A 17,337-nucleotide genomic window follows, 5' to 3' on the forward strand; every position below is an offset into this window, starting at 1 on the left:
TGTCTGGTTTTTTCGGGGCGTTCCCATTCTTGTGCTCCTTTTTCTTTTTTATTTCGGTCTGTTCAATTTTCTGGGCTTCAATTTGAGCGCGCTGGCCGCGGCGACCATCGTTCTGGGGATGACCAGCGGGGCCTATCAATCCCAAATTTTTCGGGGTTCCATCCTCTCCCTGTCCAAGGGACAGCTCAAGGCGGCCCGGGCCTTGGGCATGTCCGATGCCCTGGCCATCCGGTCCATCATCCTGCCCCAGGCCTTGCGCCTGTCCATTCCGGGATGGTCCAACGAGTACTCTATCATCCTCAAGGATTCGGCCCTGGCCTTCGTGCTTGGCGCCAGCGAGATCATGGCCCGGACTCATTTTGTCGCCTCCCGGACCTACAAACATCTGCCCCTGTATATCTGCGCGGCGGTACTCTATTTTGTGCTGACCTGGGTCGGGGTCCTCGCTCTGCGCGCCTTGGAAAAACGTTTCAGAATCAAGGGTTATGTACACTAAATGACGACTACGAACGCACGGAAACCACTCATGCGCATCCACGGCCTGTCCAAGTCCCTGGGCGGTCGGGAAATTTTGAAATCCATCAATTTGGATCTGTATCAGGGCGAGATGAAGGTCCTCATCGGTCCGTCCGGCGGCGGCAAGAGCACGCTTTTGCAGTGCATGAATTATCTCATTACCCCCGATCGCGGCGAGATCGAACTCGAAGGCCAACGCGTAGACCCCTACAAGAGCCGCGAGCTGTGTTTGTTTCGGCAGCAGGTGGGCATGATTTTTCAGGATTTCAACCTGTTCGACCATTTGACCGCTTTGGAAAATGTCGGCATCGCCCTGCGCAAGGTGCGTGGCATGAGCCGTCGCCAGGCCCTGGAGCGGTCCATGGCCGAGCTGGACCGGGTGGGCCTCAAGGACAAGGGGCATCTGTATCCGGCCGAGCTTTCAGGCGGTCAGAAGCAGCGTGTATCCATCGCCCGCGCCCTGGCCATGGACCCCAAGGTCATGCTGCTGGACGAGCCGACCTCGGCCCTGGACCCGGAATTGGTCAGCGAGGTTCTGACCGTCATCCGGGGCTTGGCCCAGAACGGCATGACCATGGTCATGGCCACGCATCAGATGGGGTTTACCCGCGCCCTGGCCGACGAGGTGCTGTTCATGCAGGAGGGCCGGATCATCGAGCAGGGCAGCCCCCGTGAATTGCTGGCCGAGGGTTCCGGAACCCGCACTTTGGATTTTTGCTCCCAGATTTTGGACATCGAGGGCGGGTGCTGATGAACGGGGAATTCGCCTTTCTGCTGGAGCGCCTGATTCCGGCCCTGAACGAGGGTGTGATCATGAGCCTCAAGCTTATTATTCCCTCGGCCGTCATGGGCCTGGCCTTCGGCGTGCTGGTCGGTGCGTGCCGGGCTTTCGGCAAGGGTTTGCTGAAGCCCCTGGCCAACGGCTATGCAGCCCTGTTCCGGGGGACACCCCTGGTTATCCAGTTGTTCATCCTGTATTTCGGGTTGCCGAACGTGGGTATCTACTTCAAGCCCTACACGGCGGCGGTGCTTGGATTCACCATGTGCAGCGCGGCCTATCATTCCGAATACGTGCGCGGCGGCCTGCTCTCCATCAAGCGTGGGCAGCTTCTGGCGGCGCAGGCCCTGGGTTTTTCAGGCATGAGCGCCTTGATGACGATCGTCATTCCGCAAGCCTTCCGTCGCGCCCTGCCCGGATGCGGGAACGAAATCGTGTACCTGATCAAGTATTCGTCCCTGGCCTATGTCATCACCTGCTTCGAATTGACCGGCAAGGCCAAGGTCGTGGCCAGCGAGACTTTTCGTTTCAGCGAGGTCTTCATGGTCGTCGGCGTGTACTATCTGCTTTTGGTCACGGTGGCCTCCTTTCTGCTGCGCAAGCTGGAGAAAAAGCTCGAAATCCCCGGCTTTGGTCACTGAACAGGCCGCGCGTGTCGCGCTTTTATTCTCAAAATTTCAACATATCCCATACTAACGAGGTGTTGCCATGGCCGACGAGCCAAATAAAATTATCTATTCCATGCTCAAGGTGTCCCGGTTTTACGACAAAAAGCCGGTCATCAAGGATATTTCCCTTTCTTTTTTTTACGGGGCAAAGATCGGCGTCCTGGGCCTTAACGGCTCGGGCAAGAGCTCGCTGCTCAAGATCATGGCCGGCGTGGACAAGGAGTATAACGGACAGATCGTCATTTCTCCCGGTTATTCCGTGGGGTATCTGGAGCAGGAGCCCCAGCTCGATCCGACCAAGACCGTTCGCGAGGTCGTTCAGGAGGCTGTCCAGGAGACCGTGGACCTCATGGCCGAGTTTGAAGAGATCAACGCCAAGTTCGCCGAGCCCATGAGCGACGACGAGATGGACGCCCTCATCGCCCGTCAGGGAGAGGTGCAGGAAAAGCTGGACGCGGCCGACGCCTGGGAGCTGGATTCCAAGCTCGAAATGGCCATGGACGCTCTGCGCTGCCCGGAACCCGAGGCACTGATTTCCGTGCTCTCCGGCGGTGAAAAGCGTCGTGTCGCCCTGTGCCGTCTGCTGTTGCAAAAGCCGGATATCCTGCTTCTGGACGAACCGACCAACCACCTCGACGCCGAGACCATCGCCTGGCTGGAGCACCATCTGCAGCAGTACGAGGGGACCATCATCGCCGTGACCCATGACCGTTATTTTCTGGACAATGTCGCCGGCTGGATTCTGGAACTCGATCGCGGCGTGGGTATTCCGTGGAAGGGCAATTATTCGTCGTGGCTGGAGCAGAAGCAAAACCGTCTGGCCCAGGAGGAAAAAGAGGAGAGTGCCCGCCAGCGGACCCTCAAGCACGAACTGGAGTGGATCAACATGTCCCCCAAGGGCCGCCACGCCAAGGCCAAGGCCCGTATTTCGGCGTATGAGAATCTCCTGAATCAGGAAGCCAGGGACAAGATCAAAACCCTGGAACTCTTCATCCCGTCCGGTCCGCGTCTGGGTGACGTGGTTATCGAGGCCGAGCATGTGCGCAAGGGCTATGACGACAAGCTGCTCATCGAGGATATGAATTTTGCCCTGCCTCCGGGCGGTATCGTCGGCGTCATCGGTCCTAATGGCGCGGGCAAGACCACGCTTTTCCGCATGATCACCGGCCAGGAGCAGCCGGATTCCGGTTCCATCCGTCTGGGCCAGACCGTGAAGCTGGCCCATGTGGACCAGGAGCGCGATGCCCTGGACCCAAAGAAAAGCGTCTGGGAAATGGTTTCCGGCGGCTATGACATGATCAATCTCGGCGGACGGGAGATCAATTCCCGCGCGTATGTCAGCAAGTTCAACTTCGCCGGCCCGGATCAGCAAAAACTCGTGGGCATGCTTTCCGGCGGCGAGCGCAATCGTCTGCATCTGGCGCTTATGCTCAAAAAGGAAGCCAACGTGCTTCTTTTGGATGAACCGACCAACGACCTGGACGTGAACACCATGCGCGCCCTGGAAGAGGCCTTGGAAAATTTTGCCGGCTGCGCCGTGGTCATTTCCCATGATCGGTGGTTTCTGGACCGCATCGCCACGCACATCCTGGCCTTCGAGGGCGACAGTCAGGTTGTCTGGTTCGAGGGCAATTACTCGGAATATGAAAAGGATCTCAAGCGCCGTACCGGTCAGACCCTGGCCGTGCCCAAGCGTATCCGCTACCGGCAGCTGTCCCGTTAGACGGAAAAAGAACCCGGTCTGGATTTCCTTCCGCCGGGTTCTTTTCAAGCATGCGGGATGGTGCTATCAAGATTCATTGTCGATACAATCATGCACACCTTTTCGACCGACAAGGAGATATCGATGAACGCCAAGAGTCTTGAGTCCAAGGTGCTTCTTCCGGGATACGGCGTGATCGCCGCCGGCTGTGTTCTGGAAAATTTCATCCTGCGGACGGATTTCTTTTTATTGGGCTCCCTGATGGGCTTTTTGTGGTTGGCCGTGGGCTTGGCTGGCCTGTTTTTCGCCGCGCGCGAGCTGAAGAAGAGCGAAGGATTCATGCTGGTTGAATCTGGTCCGTTCGCTTTTTCGCGCAATCCGGCCATGGTCGCGCATTTTTTGGCCGTCATGCCGGGATTGAGTCTGCTGTTGAATACCAATCTGGGTATTTTGGGCATCGTCGTCTCGGTGGTGCTCTTTTACAAGCACATTGGTGACGAGGAGATGGAGCTGGAAGACCGCTTCGGCGAAGTCTATCTGGCCTACAAGGAGCGGGTCGGTCGCTTCCTGCCCTGTCATTTGCTGGGCATCAGCTAGAAGCGCGATGCACGATGGCTGTCCGGCGGCTGCAAGCCGCCTTTTTTTTGTCCAAATCCAGCCAAATTATTCTTGACTTTCCAGGTGTTCATCTCGAAGAAAAAGCGCTTGCTGAGAGGTGCCATGGCGCCCCGGCAGTAACCCATGCCAGGAGGGGCCATGACCGATTCCCCCATAACCGCGCTCCGCCCCACCTCGCCCGTGGTGCGTCTTGAGGGCGTGACCAAGGCCTATGACGGCCAATTCGCCCTGCGCGATGTCTCCCTGGACGTGCATCGGGGAGAATTCCTGACGATTCTTGGCCCATCGGGCTGCGGAAAAACCACCATTCTTCGCCTTGTCGCCGGTTTTGAAGCCGCGACATCGGGACGTATTTCCATCGACGACCAGGACGTGGGCGCTCTTCCTCCGGAACATCGCAACGTCAACACCGTGTTTCAGAGCTACGCGCTGTTTCCGCACATGAACGTGTTCGAGAACGTGGCCTTTGGGTTGCGCATGAAAAAGCGCCCCAAGGATGAAATCAGCCGCGAGGTCAGCGAGGCCCTGCGGCTGGTCCAGCTGGAAGGTTTCGAGACGCGCATGGTCGGCCGTCTGTCCGGAGGCCAGCAGCAACGCGTCGCCATTGCCCGGGCCATTGTCAATCGTCCCCTGGTCCTGCTTTTGGACGAGCCGCTTTCGGCCCTGGATTACCGGTTGCGCAAGCGGATGCAGCTCGATCTCAAGCATCTGCAACGCAAACTGGGCATCACGTTTGTCTTGGTCACCCACGATCAGGAGGAAGCCTTTTCCATGTCCGATCGGGTCGTGGTCATGAACAATGGCCATATCGAACAAATCGGCACCCCGGCCGGTATCTATGAAGAGCCCTGCAATTTGTACGTGGCCAGATTCGTTGGGGAAATCAACATCCTGGAAGCGGAGGTGGTCGAGCAGAGCCAGGGCCGTGCCCGGGTTCGGGCCCAGGGGCTGGACGTGTTCATGCGGACCAAGCACGAATTCGCGCCCGGGGACAAGGTCCATGTTTTGTTACGGCCCGAGGATCTGCGCGTCGAAACCCTGAAGGACCTGGCCGAGGACCCGGAACTCGAAGACAGTTTCGCGCGGGACAGATCCCTGATCGGCACGGTCGAGGAGACCATTTACAAGGGGGCGACGTATGACGTGGCCGTGCGGCTGGATAACGGCACCCTGGTCATGGCCACGGAATTTTTCAACGAGGACGACGAGACCGTGTATTTCCGGGCTGGCGACCGCGTCGCCGTGAGCTGGGTCGAAGGCTGGGAAGTGGTGCTACCCCATGCGGACTAACGGATTTTTTAAATCCGCGGTCATCGTCGGCACCATCACCTGGATGGCAGTCTTTGCCTTCGTGCCCAATGTGTTGGTATTCTTGGCGAGTTTTTGCTCCACCACGACGGACCAATTCATCGTTCCCGGACTGTCCCTGGTCAATTACGAACATCTCATGGACCGGGCCCACCTGGGTATCCTGCTGTCTTCCCTGCATCTGTCCGGCTTGGTCACCCTGATCTGCCTCCTGACCGCGTATCCCTTCGCCGCCATACTGGCCCGGGCCCGCCAACCCTGGCGGAATTATCTGCTGATTCTCGTGGTCATCCCGTTTTGGACCAATTCCCTGGTGCGGACCTACGCCATGACGGCCATGCTCAACACCAGCGGCATCATCAACACGGTCTTGCTGACCCTTGGAATCATCCGCGAACCGCTGGCCATGATGTACACACCGGGTGCCGTGGTCCTCGGGCTGGTCTACACCCTGCTTCCATTCATGGTTCTTCCGCTGTACGCGGCCCTGGAGCGGCTTGACCCGCGGTATATCGAGGCCGCCCGCGATTTGGGTGCCTCGCCCGTCAAGACATTCTGGCGGGTGGTCGTGCCGTTGACCATGCCCGGCATCGTGTCCGGGTGCATGCTCGTCTTTTTGCCGGGCATAGGCATGTTCTACGTGTCCGACGTCCTCGGCGGGGCCAAGGCCATGCTTCTTGGCAATTTTATCCGCGACCAGTTCCTGACCACGCGAAATTGGCCCCTGGGCGCGGCCGCCAGCGTGACCCTGACCGCGCTCATGGGGATCATGCTGGTGCTCTATTGGAAAAGCTCGGCCCGATTGAATTCCGGAGGGCAGTCATGAACCGCTGGTTTCGCGTGCTCTATTGCGGTCTGGTGTACGGTTTTTTGTACCTCCCGCTGGGAGTGATGGTTGTCTATTCTTTCAACGCGTCGCGATTTTCCATGGCCTGGAAAGGGGCAACCCTGGGCTGGTACGGCAAGCTGTTCAGCAATATCGGTCTGATGCAGGCCGCCCTGCATTCCCTGTTCATCGCCGTCGTGGCCGCGACCGTGTCCAGCATCTTGGGGACGCTGATCGCCATGGCCCTGCACCGGTGGCGTTTTCCGTCGCGCAAGGTCATTCATTCCTCGCTTTTCGTCATGATGATGTCGCCGGACATTGTCATCGGTATCGCGCTGCTGGTTTTGTTCATGGCCCTGTCGCTGCCCTTGGGTTTCTGGACCCTGCTCATGGCCCACGTGACCTTGTGCGTGCCCTTCGTGGCCATCACGGTCCACGGGCGGCTGCTTGGCTTTGACCAGCATGTGGTCGAGGCCGCGCGCGACCTTGGGGCCGGCGAGTACGAGGTTTTCCGGCATGTCGTGCTGCCCATGGTGTTCCCCGCGGTCATGGCCGGATGGTTCATGAGCTTCACCCTGTCCATCGACGACGTCATCATCAGTTTTTTCACCACCGGCCCGACTTTCGAGGTCCTGCCGCTACGCATCTATTCCATGGTCCGCCTCGGGCTCAAACCCGAAGTCAATGCCTTGTGCGCGATCATGATCCTTATAACCGCCGTGACGGTTTTTCTGTCGCAGCGCCTTTTGAAGGAGAAAGCATGAAACGACTTGTTCCGTTCATTTTGCTGTGCATGGTGGCCACCCAGGCCTGGGGCGCGTCCAAGGAGCTCTATGTCTACAACTGGTCGGAATACATGCCGGACAGTGTTTTGGAGAGCTTTGCCTCGGAAACCGGCATCAAGGTCATCATGTCCACCTACGACAGCAACGAGGCCATGTATGCCAAGGTCAAGATGGTCGAGGGCAAGGGATATGATCTCATCGTGCCATCCACGGATTTTGTGTCGCGCATGGCCAAGGAAGGGTTGCTTCGGCCCATCGACAAATCCAAGCTGCCCAATTTCGCCAATCTGGACCCGCATTTGCTTGATCAGGCCTTTGATCCGGACAACACCTACAGCGTGCCCTACATGTGGGGCTCCACGGCCATTGCCGTGAACTCCTCGGACAAAGCGGCCGCGGCCATCACGTCCTTCGCCGATCTCTGGAAGCCGGAGTTCAAGGGCAAGCTGCTGCTGCCCAACGACATGCGCGGCGTTTTGGGCATGGGGCTCAAACGCCTCGGATATTCCCTGAACGAAACCGACCCGGCCAAGGTGGCCGAGGCCTGCGCGCTGCTCAAGCCGCTCATGGAGAGCGTGCGCGTCTTTGACTCCGATTCCCCCAAACAGGCTTTGCTCAACAACGAGGTCCAGGTTGCCGTGCTGTGGAACGGCGAGGCCTACATCGCTTCCGGCGAGAATCCGGATATCAAGTACGTCTACCCGAGCGAAGGTTTCAGTCTGTGGGTGGACAATCTGTGTATTCCCAAAAACGCGGGCAACGTCGAAAATGCCCACCTTTTTATTGACTACCTGCTCCGGCCCGAGGTGGCGGCCCTGATTTGCCAGGAAATGGGATACTCCTCGCCCAATCTCAAGGCCAAGGCCAGCCTTTCGGACGAAGTGCGCACCAATGCCATTGTATATCCGGCGGACGCGGACATGGCCCGGGGCGAGTTTGAAACCGATCTCGGCGCGGCCATCAAGGCTTACGAGGATTGCTGGCTGCAACTGAAGGTCAAGCAATAACCGACCAGAAATACCCACGCCAAAACGGCGCGTTCCAACCTTGGAACGCGCCGTTTTGTATTTCCGCGGCGGGCATGCTCAGGCGGATTTGGGAATGCGCAGATTGTGTATCGCCAGAATGCTGCTGGCGAGCATCAATCCTCCAAAAAGGCTGAACGCCAGGCCAAGGCCGCATCGTTCTCCGAACCAGGCCAGAAGGCCCGGGATGACACCCAGCCCCATGATCGAGCTGCACATCACGCACAGCGAAACAGCAAGGTCGCTGGTCGCCTTGGGACAGACCATGGACAGCACGGCAAAGCCCACCGGAAAAAAGCAGACCACGAACATGGGCTGCAGGGTCAACATGGCGATGGTCCACCACAGGGGGCCATGCCCGGAGAGCAGGGTGGCCGTGCCCGTGCCGATCAGGAACAGGGCCAGGGTGCGCTGATATCCAATGCGTTTGATGACCAGGCCAGTCAGGGGAAGGGTCAGCAGGGAGACCGCGCGCGTGCCGCTGAGAACAAGGTTTGCCGACTCCCGGCTCATGCCCCGTTCCTGGACGAGAAAGGCGGGCACCAAGTTGTAAATGCCCGCTTCCACGCCCACGCAGAGCACGAACAGCAAGACAACGACCCAAAACGCCGGCCGGGCGACGATGACCCGGATGTTGCCAAGCCTGGGCGGCACTCCTGGACGTCGTACCCGGGGGCCGCGCGCGGCGTAGGCCAAGCCCAGAAGCAGGGCCGCCGATCCAAGCAGGGCAAAGAGCGGCGGATAGCCCATGGTATCAAGAAAAAGCTCGGCCACGAGCGGCGCGAGAATAAAGGACAGATTGGGGGCCAATTCATGTACCGAGAAGGCCTGCCCCCAGTGGGCCGGAGCCGTGGCCTCGGTGATGGTGACCACGCTGGACGGAATGTACAGCCCGGCCGCGCCACCCATGGCCAGGGTCCAGATCAAAAAGGACGTGAGTGTCGTGCTGGAGGCCAATCCCAGCAACGCCAGGCCCAGACCGGAGACGGAGACGACAATGGTTCCCTTGTGGCCCAGGCGCTGCGACAGGAAACCGGCGCAGAACACCGCCCCGCTGTACCCGAGCGAAAGGCAGAGAAAAATGGTCGATCCTTGGGCCAGCCCCAGATCGAGTTCCTTGGTGATGGGAAGAAGAAGGGGGCCGAAAATTGTCCGAGCCAGAAAGTTGACAAAGAAAACCGATGTCAGGAGGAGCAATACCGGCAGTGCCGAGGAAAAGGCCGGTCCTCCGTGATTTTGGGAAGAGTACATCGCTTAACAACCCGGGAAAAAATCTGTATCCGCTCGAAATGGCGTAAAGGGATCACCCGATACGTGCATTCAACCATGAAATCAACAGCAACCAGGAGGTTCGTGTGCCACGTTTGATTGCGGGCTTGCTCATTGCCCTAATGAGCGTTTGGTGCGCGGAAGCGTCGGAACTGACCGACAAGATCCAGCAACGGTATGACAGCCTGGAGTCCTTCCGGGCGTTTTTTCTGCAAAAATTGACCAACGCGTCCACCAAGGAAACCCAGGAACGTCTTGGAACCATTGTTTTTGCCCGGCCTCGGTTCATTCGCTGGGAAACGACTAGCCCCGAACAGGAGCTGCTTATCATCGGCAAGGACATGGTTTGGGATTACTTCCCCGAAGAGGAAACGGCCTATCGGTATACGGTGGAGCAGGTGCTTGATTCCAAGACCATGATTCGCTTTTTGTCCGGAGAAGCCAATTTGACGGATGATTTCAAGGTGCTGGACATGGGCATGGATGGAGAATTCCAACACCTGAAGTTGATCCCCAAGGAGCCCGAGCCCAATTTGGTGGAAGGGGAAATTTGGGTCCGACCGGGCCAGGATATGTTGGAGCGGATCAAATTGGTGGATTTTTTCGGGAATATCAATGAATTGGAACTGAGTGGCCTGGAGTTGGACATCCCCATCGACCCCAAGTCCTTTACTCTTGAGCCGCCGGCCGGAACGGAGATTTTGGAGGGACAGGGCGAATAGTTTCGGTTCCATGCGCGCAAAAAAAGCCCCCCTGGTTGTCATTGACAACCAGGGGGGCTTTTTTTGTCAAAGTCGATCAGCTCTCGCTGGGTTGGTTGGTCAGGCCCAGGCTTTCCAGAATGTGAAAAACCAGGGACAGGGCCATGCCGACCACCGTGGCCAGGGCCATGCCCTTGAGCTGGACCGTGCCGATGGTCACGGCCGTGCCGCTGATACCGACGATGAGCACGATGGCCGTCAGGATCAGGTTGACCGGCTTGGAGTAATCGACCTTGGATTCGACCAGCATGCGGATACCCGAGGCGGCGATGACACCGAAAAGCAGGATGCAGATGCCGCCCATGACCGGTGCCGGGATGGATTGGATTATGGCCGAGAGTTTGCCGATGAAGGCCAGACCAATGGAAATGACGGCCGCTCCGCCGATGACCCAGACCGAATAGACGCGGGTGATGGCCATGACGCCGATGTTCTCGCCGTAGGTGGTGGTGGGCACGGAGCCACAGAATCCGGACAGCATGGTCGAGACGCCATCGCCCATCAGGGAGCGATGCAGGCCGGGATCCTTGGTCAGGTCGCGGCCGACAATGTTCCCCGTGACCACGAGATGTCCGATATGCTCGGAAATAACGACCAGGGCCGCCGGAATGATGATCAGGATTTTGGCCAGGTCGAATTTGGGCGTGTAGATCGTGGGGAAGGCAATGGCCGGCGCGGCCGAGATGACGTCGAAATTGACCATGCCCATGGCTACGGCGGTCGCGTAGCCGACGACGATGCCAATCAGGACGGGAATGGCCGCCAGAAAGCCCTTGAGCATGATCGACCCCAGGGCCACGGCCAGCAAGGTGACCACGGACACGATGATGGCGTCCATGTTATAGGCACCGCTCGCGTCCGGGGTGATCCCGGCCATGCCGGTGGCCACTCCGGCCAGCTCCAGGCCGATAAGGGCGACGATGGGCCCCATGGTCGCCGGGGGCAGGACCACCTTGATCCAGTCGGAACCAAACTTCCAGATGACCAGGGCCACCATGCTGAAAATGGCGCCCGAGGCGATGAATCCGCCCAGGGCATAGGAATAGTTCGCGCCCCACAGGCTTTGGTCCGCGCCCAGAACCACGAATACCGGGGACAGGAAGGCGAAGCTCGACCCCAAAAACGCCGGAGCCTTTCCCTTGCAGAGCACAAGATAGAGCAGGGTGCCGATGCCGTTCATGAGCAGCACGATGGCCGGGTCGATCTTAAACAGGGTCGGAACCAGGACAGAGGCCCCGAACATGGCGAAAAGATGTTGAAAACTTAAAGGAATGCCCTGAAGAAAAGGAACTTTTTCTTCGACTTGAATCGTTCTCCGGCTCATGGCTAGTCTCCGCGAAAAAGGTGTGTAGCAAGGCCCGAAAGGCCCGTCCCGCATACAAAATTTGGGGCTTCGACAGTGAAGCCCCAAAAACCAAAAATTTCTATCCGCGCCGGTGGATACGGTCAAGAACGGCTACCGCCACCACGTTTCGTCCGGCGTATTGTCCTTGGCCAAAAAAAGGGCTGTCCCATGTTCTGGAACAGCCCTTCGTGCCGTGATGAAGCGGAATGCCTAGCCACAGGAGGTGCAGGAACTACATCCCGAGGAGCTCGACTGCAGGCTGGATTTGATATTGAAACCCATGTGCGGATGAAATTCCACGGAAATGGGCTGCGCCTCGGTCATCAGGCCGGATTCCACCAGGAAGGTGTACCCGTCGATGTCATGAACCACGTCGTTGTCTTTTTGCTCATCCAGAGCAAGCGCCAGGCGAGGCCCGCCTCAGCCGGCCGCCATGTATACCCGGATCGGGGATACTTCCTTGCCCGCGAAGTGCATATCGAGCTGCTCTTTGGCAGCCTTGGTCAGTTCAAACATGTGAGATCCTCCTTTTCGTGTAGGACAAGATGCTAATTATTGATGAAACCAATGTCAATCAAACGAAGCAGCGCTTGTTTCCGATTCATTTCCCCATTTTTTGGGGAAATTCCTTGATCCAGGTCAAAACGGACTCATTTGGTCGTGTTGAAAGTTTTTCGGTCACGCATCGCCATGAATGCTTCGGCGCGTCTGGGGCGAACCGAAGGTCTCGCTGCTTTTTGAGGCGCGGTCCGGCGACAAGATCGAGGTCAATCCGCCCGCATGCGTTCCTTGAGACGGCAGACGCCGCATTCTCCGGCGGATGTCGGATAGCCGCATTTCGTGCATGGCACCACCGGCGCGGATTGTTCTTCCATCCTGGAAAAGCCTTTGCGGCCGCGCGCTAGGAAGGCGTCGTAAAAATGAATTTTCCGACCGGGCTGAATGTCCTCCAGGTCGGCCAGAAGATTTTTGTAGATGGGAAAGCTGGCCTTGGAACTGTAGGGGCAGGGCGCGTGGCCGTAGTCAATGTCAGCCAGGAAACAGAGATTGGCGGTTTCGAATTCGGTCATGCGGAACAGCGGTTTGACTTTTTTGGCGAATCCGTTCTCGGAGGGCATGACCGGCCCCTGATCGCTCAGATATTCCACGTCCCATCGCATGACGTTGGCCATGAGGCGGGAGGTTTCGTCGTCCAGGTTGTGCCCAGTGGCGACAACAGAAAATCCGTTTTCCATGGCGAATTTGTTGAAAAAATAGCGCTTGGCCTGGCCGCAGACCGAGCAAATCGGGCGCTTGACCCGTTTTTTGACGTCGCACATGGCCAGGCCCATGGCGGCCAGTTCCAGAACGTGGAGGTCAATGCCGAACCTGGCGCAGAAACGCTCCGAATAGTCACGGGCAATGGGCGAGGATTCGGGAATGCCGAGATCAATGTGCAGGCCGCTGATCGCGTAGCCCAGCTCCTTGAGCTGCCAGGCCAGGGCCAGGGAGTCCTTGCCGCCGGAAATGGCCACCAGGATGCGGTCGTCCATGGTGAACATGTCGTGTTCCTTGATGGCCCGTTCGACCAGACGGCGGGCAAAGATCAAAAAACAGTCCTTGCAGAAGGCCGCGTGATGACTGGGCAGAGCGACGACAGCCGGGATTTTGCATCGGGTGCATTTCATGCTCAGCCCCTGGAGCCCACGTCGCGCACGGTGATGACGTCGCCATCGCGCGGGTTCAGGTCCGGGGTCAGGAGTTGCCCGTCCCGGATGACCAGGGCGCGTCCGGGCTTGCGGTTGATTTTGGCGAGAAGCTGCCTGACCGTGCCGGCCTTTTCCAGATGTATTTCCGTGTTTTCGGGTTCAAGACATACTGTGATCATGGGTCTCCCGTGGGGTTGTTCCTGATTGCGAAGGGCCCCGGCCTAGACCGATGCCCGTGAAAATTCAAGGGCGGCGGGGGCTGTCCGCCCGTGGCCATGACATTTGACCTTTCGTTCCGGGGTATTGACTCCTGTCTGATTCTTTAGCGCCCGCCATTTACATATTTTCCAGGATCAAAAAACCGTCTTCGTCCATCCGTCCGGCATCCCGGGTCACGAACCATCGGATGCCATTCCGGTCGATCAGGACGTTGGCCGTGCCCTCGGGATCGTTCAGATAGCCAAGCATAAGCTGGGTGCCACCGATGAGGATGCGGCCGGTTTGGCCGTGGGGCAGATCAACCAGGGTTTTCGGATCGACGATGCGCAGGGCCGCGCCGGGCAGGGGCAGGCCGACCGTACCGGGCTTGTGTCCCTGCTGCACGCTCAGGTCGGACGTGTTGAGGGCGTCGGGCGCATTGACTGTTGCCGCGGGCGTGGTCTCCGTGGTCCCGTAGCCTTCGTGGACCATAAGCCCGAATTTATGCCGGAACTCCTGGGCGTGGCCTTCGGACAACGGTTGGCCGGCGCAGAACACGGCGCGCAGGCTGGCGAACATGAGCGGATGCAGCCGGGGATTATGCGCGAAGGTTTCGATCATGGCCGGCGTGGCGCAAAGCATGGTCGTTTCGTAATCCAAACAGAGTCGGCCCATGGTTCGGGCCTGGGTGGCGTCATGATGGCAGATCATGGGTATGCCTTCGAGAAGGGGGAGAAACAGGGCCAGGGTCAGGCCCAGGCTCTGATCGAGTGGGGCCGCGGTCAGGAGCACGTCGTCTCCCTTGGGGGGAAACAGGGATACGACCTGGCGGGCGTTGGCGATGACTCCGGCGTGGGTCAGGCAGACCCCGGTCAGTCCGCGATTGTTTCTGCGGGTGAAGACAATGGCCGCGGGTTGATCGGCTGGCATGGGCGCGCGGAACAGATGGCGCAGCACGGATGCCGGAAACACCTCCAGGACGATTCGTACCGCAAGGCGGCTCAAAGGATGGACCGGAGGCGTTTCCACCTGAAGCGCGGTCACGGGCAATGGGGCGGCCATCGTTTCCAGGACGGACGCCGAGGTCAGGACCATGGAAATGCCGGCTTGTTTCAGGCAGTCGGCCAAAATGTCCGCATCCAGATTCGGGTCCAGGTTGACCACGGTTTTGCCGGCCATGAGGGCGGCCATGTTCGCCGTTGTCGCGGCCACGCCGGGGGGCAGCATGATGCCGATGGCGCTCGCGCCGACGTCGCGCAGTTTTCGGGCCAGCAGAAAGCAGGTCAGGGCCAGCTCGTCGCCAGCGTATTGGACACCGCTGGAATCGGCCACGGCCAGACGACCGGGCGCGCGCCTGATCGTGCGCAGCCACGCGTCGGGAATGCAGGTCCGTGTTGCGGCGAATTCCTGCCATGCGAGAACGGACAGACGATGCACCGCGGCCTTGAGGTGTTGCGGCGTGGTTGCCGGCGGCAGGGCCGGGCCAAAGCAAAGACTGACGTCCCGGACCCGTGATCCGTTGCTGGTCCGTCGGAAATGGCGACTGACCATGGACCATCTGCTGCCCCACAGCCCGCGCAGATAAAACGGAACAATGGGGCAGCCGGTCTGGGTGGCCGGGATGGAATAGCCGCGACGGAACACGCCGAGTTGGCCGTTGCGGCTGATGGCCCCTTCGGGAAACAGCACCACGCATTCGCCGTCGCGCAGGGTTTGGATAATGGTTTTCAGGGCCGCGCTGCTGGCCGTGGTCGAAATGGGAATGACCCGGTACAGGTCCAGAAACCAGCGCAGGTACCAGCGATCGTAATATTTGCGGGTCATGACGAAGCGCACCGGGCGCGGCACGGCCAGATGCAGCACGGCCCAGTCGATCCAACTGGTATGATTACCCAGCAGCAGCACCCCGCCTTGGGCCGGGATATTCTCCAGACCGCTGACGGCCAGACGGTAACGCTGGGCAAAGACCACGCGCAGCAAAAAACGCATGAAGGATTGGGGTAGCTGGCGCAGGGTGAAAACGGAACCCACGGCCACGATCGCGGCCAGGGTCGCGATGATCGGAACGCTGCTCATGCCTGTCACCGAGGCCAGGACCGTCAGCACCAGAAAGCCGAGCATGGCCACGTTCTGGACGAAGTTGTTGCCAGCCAGGATGGTGCCCAGTTCGGATTCCTTGGCGTTGAACTGGATGAGCGCGTTGAGGGGCACGACAAAAACACCGCCGAAAAATCCGTACACGGCCAGCAGCAGGCCCAGGGTCAGGGTGTGGGCGATGGCGGGAATAAGCGCCAGACATATGGTCATGCCCAGGGCGCCAACCGGGATGAGTCCGGTTTCGATATGGGTGCGCGACAGGCGTCCGGCCGTGACGGAGCCGACGATGATACCCACCCCGCCGATGGCCAGCAGGCCTTGGGCGACAACCGTGGACGTGACGCCGGCCATGTCCTTCAGATGGGCGCCAAAGGCGGCGAAAAGCACCTGGTTCACGGCCCAGAACATGGACAGGCCCAGAACGGAAAGCCAGATAATTTGTGTGTGATGCAAATTCTTCAAATTTTGCTTGAGATATTCACCGCGCAGGTAGGTGCGTCGGTCCAGGCGAATGGTCGAGTCGCCGGGTTTGTGGGCCGGAATACGCAGGGACACCAGGGATTGCGCCACCGCGCCAATGATCAGGAGCACGCCGCACGGCGCGATGGCCCGGAGGATGTCCTCGCGGGTCTGGGCAGCGCCGATCAAGGCCTCGAAAACCAGGGAAAAGACCACGCCGCCCAAAAGGATGGCCACGATGGTCACGGCCTGGACCACGCCGTTGGCCAGCCCCAGATTTTCCGGGCCGGCCATCTCCTTGATGTAGCCGTATTTGGCCGGTGAATAAAAAGCGGACTGGGCGGCCAGGATCAGGGTCAAGGCGAAAGCCGCTTCGAACCACCCCAGGATATAGCTGAGATAGATCAGAATGGTCAGGGGGATGGCCATGGACGCTGTCCAGCGGATGACCGTGTTTTTCGAAAACCGATCGGCCAAAAATCCCGCCGGGGTGAAAAAAAGAATGAACGGCAGCAGGATACAGGCATTGACCAGGGCGGTCAGGGCGATTTGGGTCGTGCCGCTGTAGCATTTAAAAACCGTGTTCTGAATGATGATCTTGTGGCCAAGGTCGATCATGGCGTTGACCAGAACCACGCTCAGGTAGGGCAGAAAGCCACGGATGCGCAAAAGCCGTTGGTGCATGTCTTCCCCCTAGCGCGCGCCCAGGGCGCGCAGGCAGGCTTCTGTGACCTGAGTGTGGGTTTCCGTGCTCAGTTCCAGTTTGTCGTAGCGGTGCATGACCAGGGGTTGGAGGATGGCGCCCATGAGCAGGGCCGCGTGCAGCTCGGCGTCGCACGGCGGAATTTCTCCCTCGCCCACGGCCTGTCCGATGAACCGCGCGGCCATGCCGATGGGATCGGTCTCGCGGGAGAGCAGCTTTTCTTCGGGGAATCCGTGCTGGGTCAGCAGAATAAAGGCGAACCGGTCGCCGTTGTAGATGTAATAATCATAGATGGTTTGGATGGCCAAGCCCAGGCGCAGCGCAAAGGACATGCGGTCGTCGAAGAGCACGCTGGAAACCATGTGCACGAAATGGTCAAGCTCGCGGTTGAAAAGCTTCCAGGCCATTTCCTCCTTGCCGTCGTAATGGCGATAGAGGGCGCCTTCGGTCACTCCGGCTGCCGTGGCGATATCCTTGATGGTGGTGCGTGCCAAACCCTTGGTGGCGAAAAGGCGAATGGCCGCTTCCTCGATGTGTTCTCGTTTCATGACAGGGCGGGACATATCAGCTCCTTGGTGAAGTATGTGAACG

The 17,337-nt window shown here is 59.1% G+C and carries 16 protein-coding genes; 10 read left to right on the forward strand and 6 right to left on the reverse strand.

Annotation, left to right across the window (positions count from 1 at the left end):
* From EOL86_05815 to EOL86_05855, 9 genes are all read left to right on the forward strand, one after another.
* On the forward strand, positions 1-496 hold a 496-nt coding region (locus EOL86_05815; protein ID NCD25090.1), incomplete at its 5' end, for an amino acid ABC transporter permease.
* Positions 497-1,267 carry an amino acid ABC transporter ATP-binding protein gene (locus tag EOL86_05820; protein NCD25091.1) on the forward strand — a complete coding sequence of 257 codons (771 nt, stop codon included), beginning with the start codon at positions 497-499 and terminating at the stop codon, positions 1,265-1,267.
* Positions 1,267-1,935, forward strand: a complete 669-nt coding sequence (locus tag EOL86_05825) for an amino acid ABC transporter permease (protein ID NCD25092.1) — start codon at positions 1,267-1,269, stop codon at positions 1,933-1,935. Before EOL86_05820 ends, EOL86_05825 begins: the two co-directional genes overlap by 1 nt.
* Positions 1,936-2,002: 67 nt before the next feature.
* Positions 2,003-3,685, forward strand: coding sequence for an energy-dependent translational throttle protein EttA (ettA, locus tag EOL86_05830; GenBank protein NCD25093.1), 1,683 nt, complete (start codon positions 2,003-2,005; stop codon positions 3,683-3,685).
* Between the two features lie 57 nt (positions 3,686-3,742).
* Positions 3,743-4,261 carry an isoprenylcysteine carboxylmethyltransferase family protein gene (locus EOL86_05835; GenBank protein NCD25094.1) on the forward strand — a complete coding sequence of 173 codons (519 nt, stop codon included), beginning with the start codon at positions 3,743-3,745 and terminating at the stop codon, positions 4,259-4,261.
* 159 nt (positions 4,262-4,420) lie between these two features.
* Positions 4,421-5,572, forward strand: a complete 1,152-nt coding sequence (potA, locus tag EOL86_05840; protein NCD25095.1) for a spermidine/putrescine ABC transporter ATP-binding protein PotA — start codon at positions 4,421-4,423, stop codon at positions 5,570-5,572.
* Complete coding sequence (gene potB / locus EOL86_05845; GenBank protein NCD25096.1) at positions 5,562-6,416, forward strand: spermidine/putrescine ABC transporter permease PotB; 855 nt, start codon at positions 5,562-5,564, stop codon at positions 6,414-6,416. Before potA ends, potB begins: the two co-directional genes overlap by 11 nt.
* A complete protein-coding gene (potC, locus tag EOL86_05850; GenBank protein ID NCD25097.1) occupies positions 6,413-7,180 on the forward strand; it encodes a spermidine/putrescine ABC transporter permease PotC in 768 nt (255 codons plus the stop codon). Before potB ends, potC begins: the two co-directional genes overlap by 4 nt.
* Entirely contained in the window at positions 7,177-8,208 is a 1,032-nt protein-coding gene (locus EOL86_05855; protein NCD25098.1) for an extracellular solute-binding protein, read from the forward strand. The genes potC and EOL86_05855 overlap by 4 nt, the downstream gene beginning before the upstream one ends.
* A 78-nt stretch (positions 8,209-8,286) precedes the next feature.
* On the opposite strand, the gene EOL86_05860 is transcribed toward EOL86_05855, so the two are convergent.
* Positions 8,287-9,477: an MFS transporter gene (locus EOL86_05860; GenBank protein NCD25099.1), complete on the reverse strand. Its 1,191-nt coding sequence runs from the start codon at positions 9,475-9,477 to the stop codon at positions 8,287-8,289.
* Between the two features lie 104 nt (positions 9,478-9,581).
* On the opposite strand from EOL86_05860, the gene EOL86_05865 reads away from it, so the two are divergent.
* Positions 9,582-10,217, forward strand: a complete 636-nt coding sequence (locus EOL86_05865) for an outer membrane lipoprotein carrier protein LolA (protein ID NCD25100.1) — start codon at positions 9,582-9,584, stop codon at positions 10,215-10,217.
* 76 nt (positions 10,218-10,293) lie between these two features.
* On the opposite strand, the gene EOL86_05870 is transcribed toward EOL86_05865, so the two are convergent.
* The 5 genes from EOL86_05870 to EOL86_05890 all read right to left on the reverse strand — a co-directional run bounded on the left by EOL86_05870 (position 10,294) and on the right by EOL86_05890 (position 17,309).
* On the reverse strand, positions 10,294-11,580 hold the full coding sequence (locus EOL86_05870) for a uracil permease (protein NCD25101.1): 1,287 nt from the start codon (positions 11,578-11,580) through the stop codon (positions 10,294-10,296).
* Between the two features lie 788 nt (positions 11,581-12,368).
* Positions 12,369-13,268 (reverse strand): adenine nucleotide alpha hydrolase family protein, encoded by a 900-nt coding sequence (locus EOL86_05875; protein NCD25102.1) that lies wholly within the window; start codon positions 13,266-13,268, stop codon positions 12,369-12,371.
* Between the two features lie 2 nt (positions 13,269-13,270).
* Entirely contained in the window at positions 13,271-13,468 is a 198-nt protein-coding gene (locus EOL86_05880) for a hypothetical protein (protein ID NCD25103.1), read from the reverse strand.
* 157 nt (positions 13,469-13,625) lie between these two features.
* Positions 13,626-16,727, reverse strand: a complete 3,102-nt coding sequence (locus tag EOL86_05885; protein ID NCD25104.1) for an MFS transporter — start codon at positions 16,725-16,727, stop codon at positions 13,626-13,628.
* A gap of 9 nt (positions 16,728-16,736) precedes the next feature.
* Positions 16,737-17,309 (reverse strand): TetR family transcriptional regulator, encoded by a 573-nt coding sequence (locus tag EOL86_05890; protein NCD25105.1) that lies wholly within the window; start codon positions 17,307-17,309, stop codon positions 16,737-16,739.
* Between the last annotated feature and the right edge of the window lie 28 nt (positions 17,310-17,337).

The organism is Deltaproteobacteria bacterium, assembly GCA_009930495.1.
Classification (GTDB): domain Bacteria; phylum Desulfobacterota; class Desulfovibrionia; order Desulfovibrionales; family Desulfomicrobiaceae; genus Desulfomicrobium.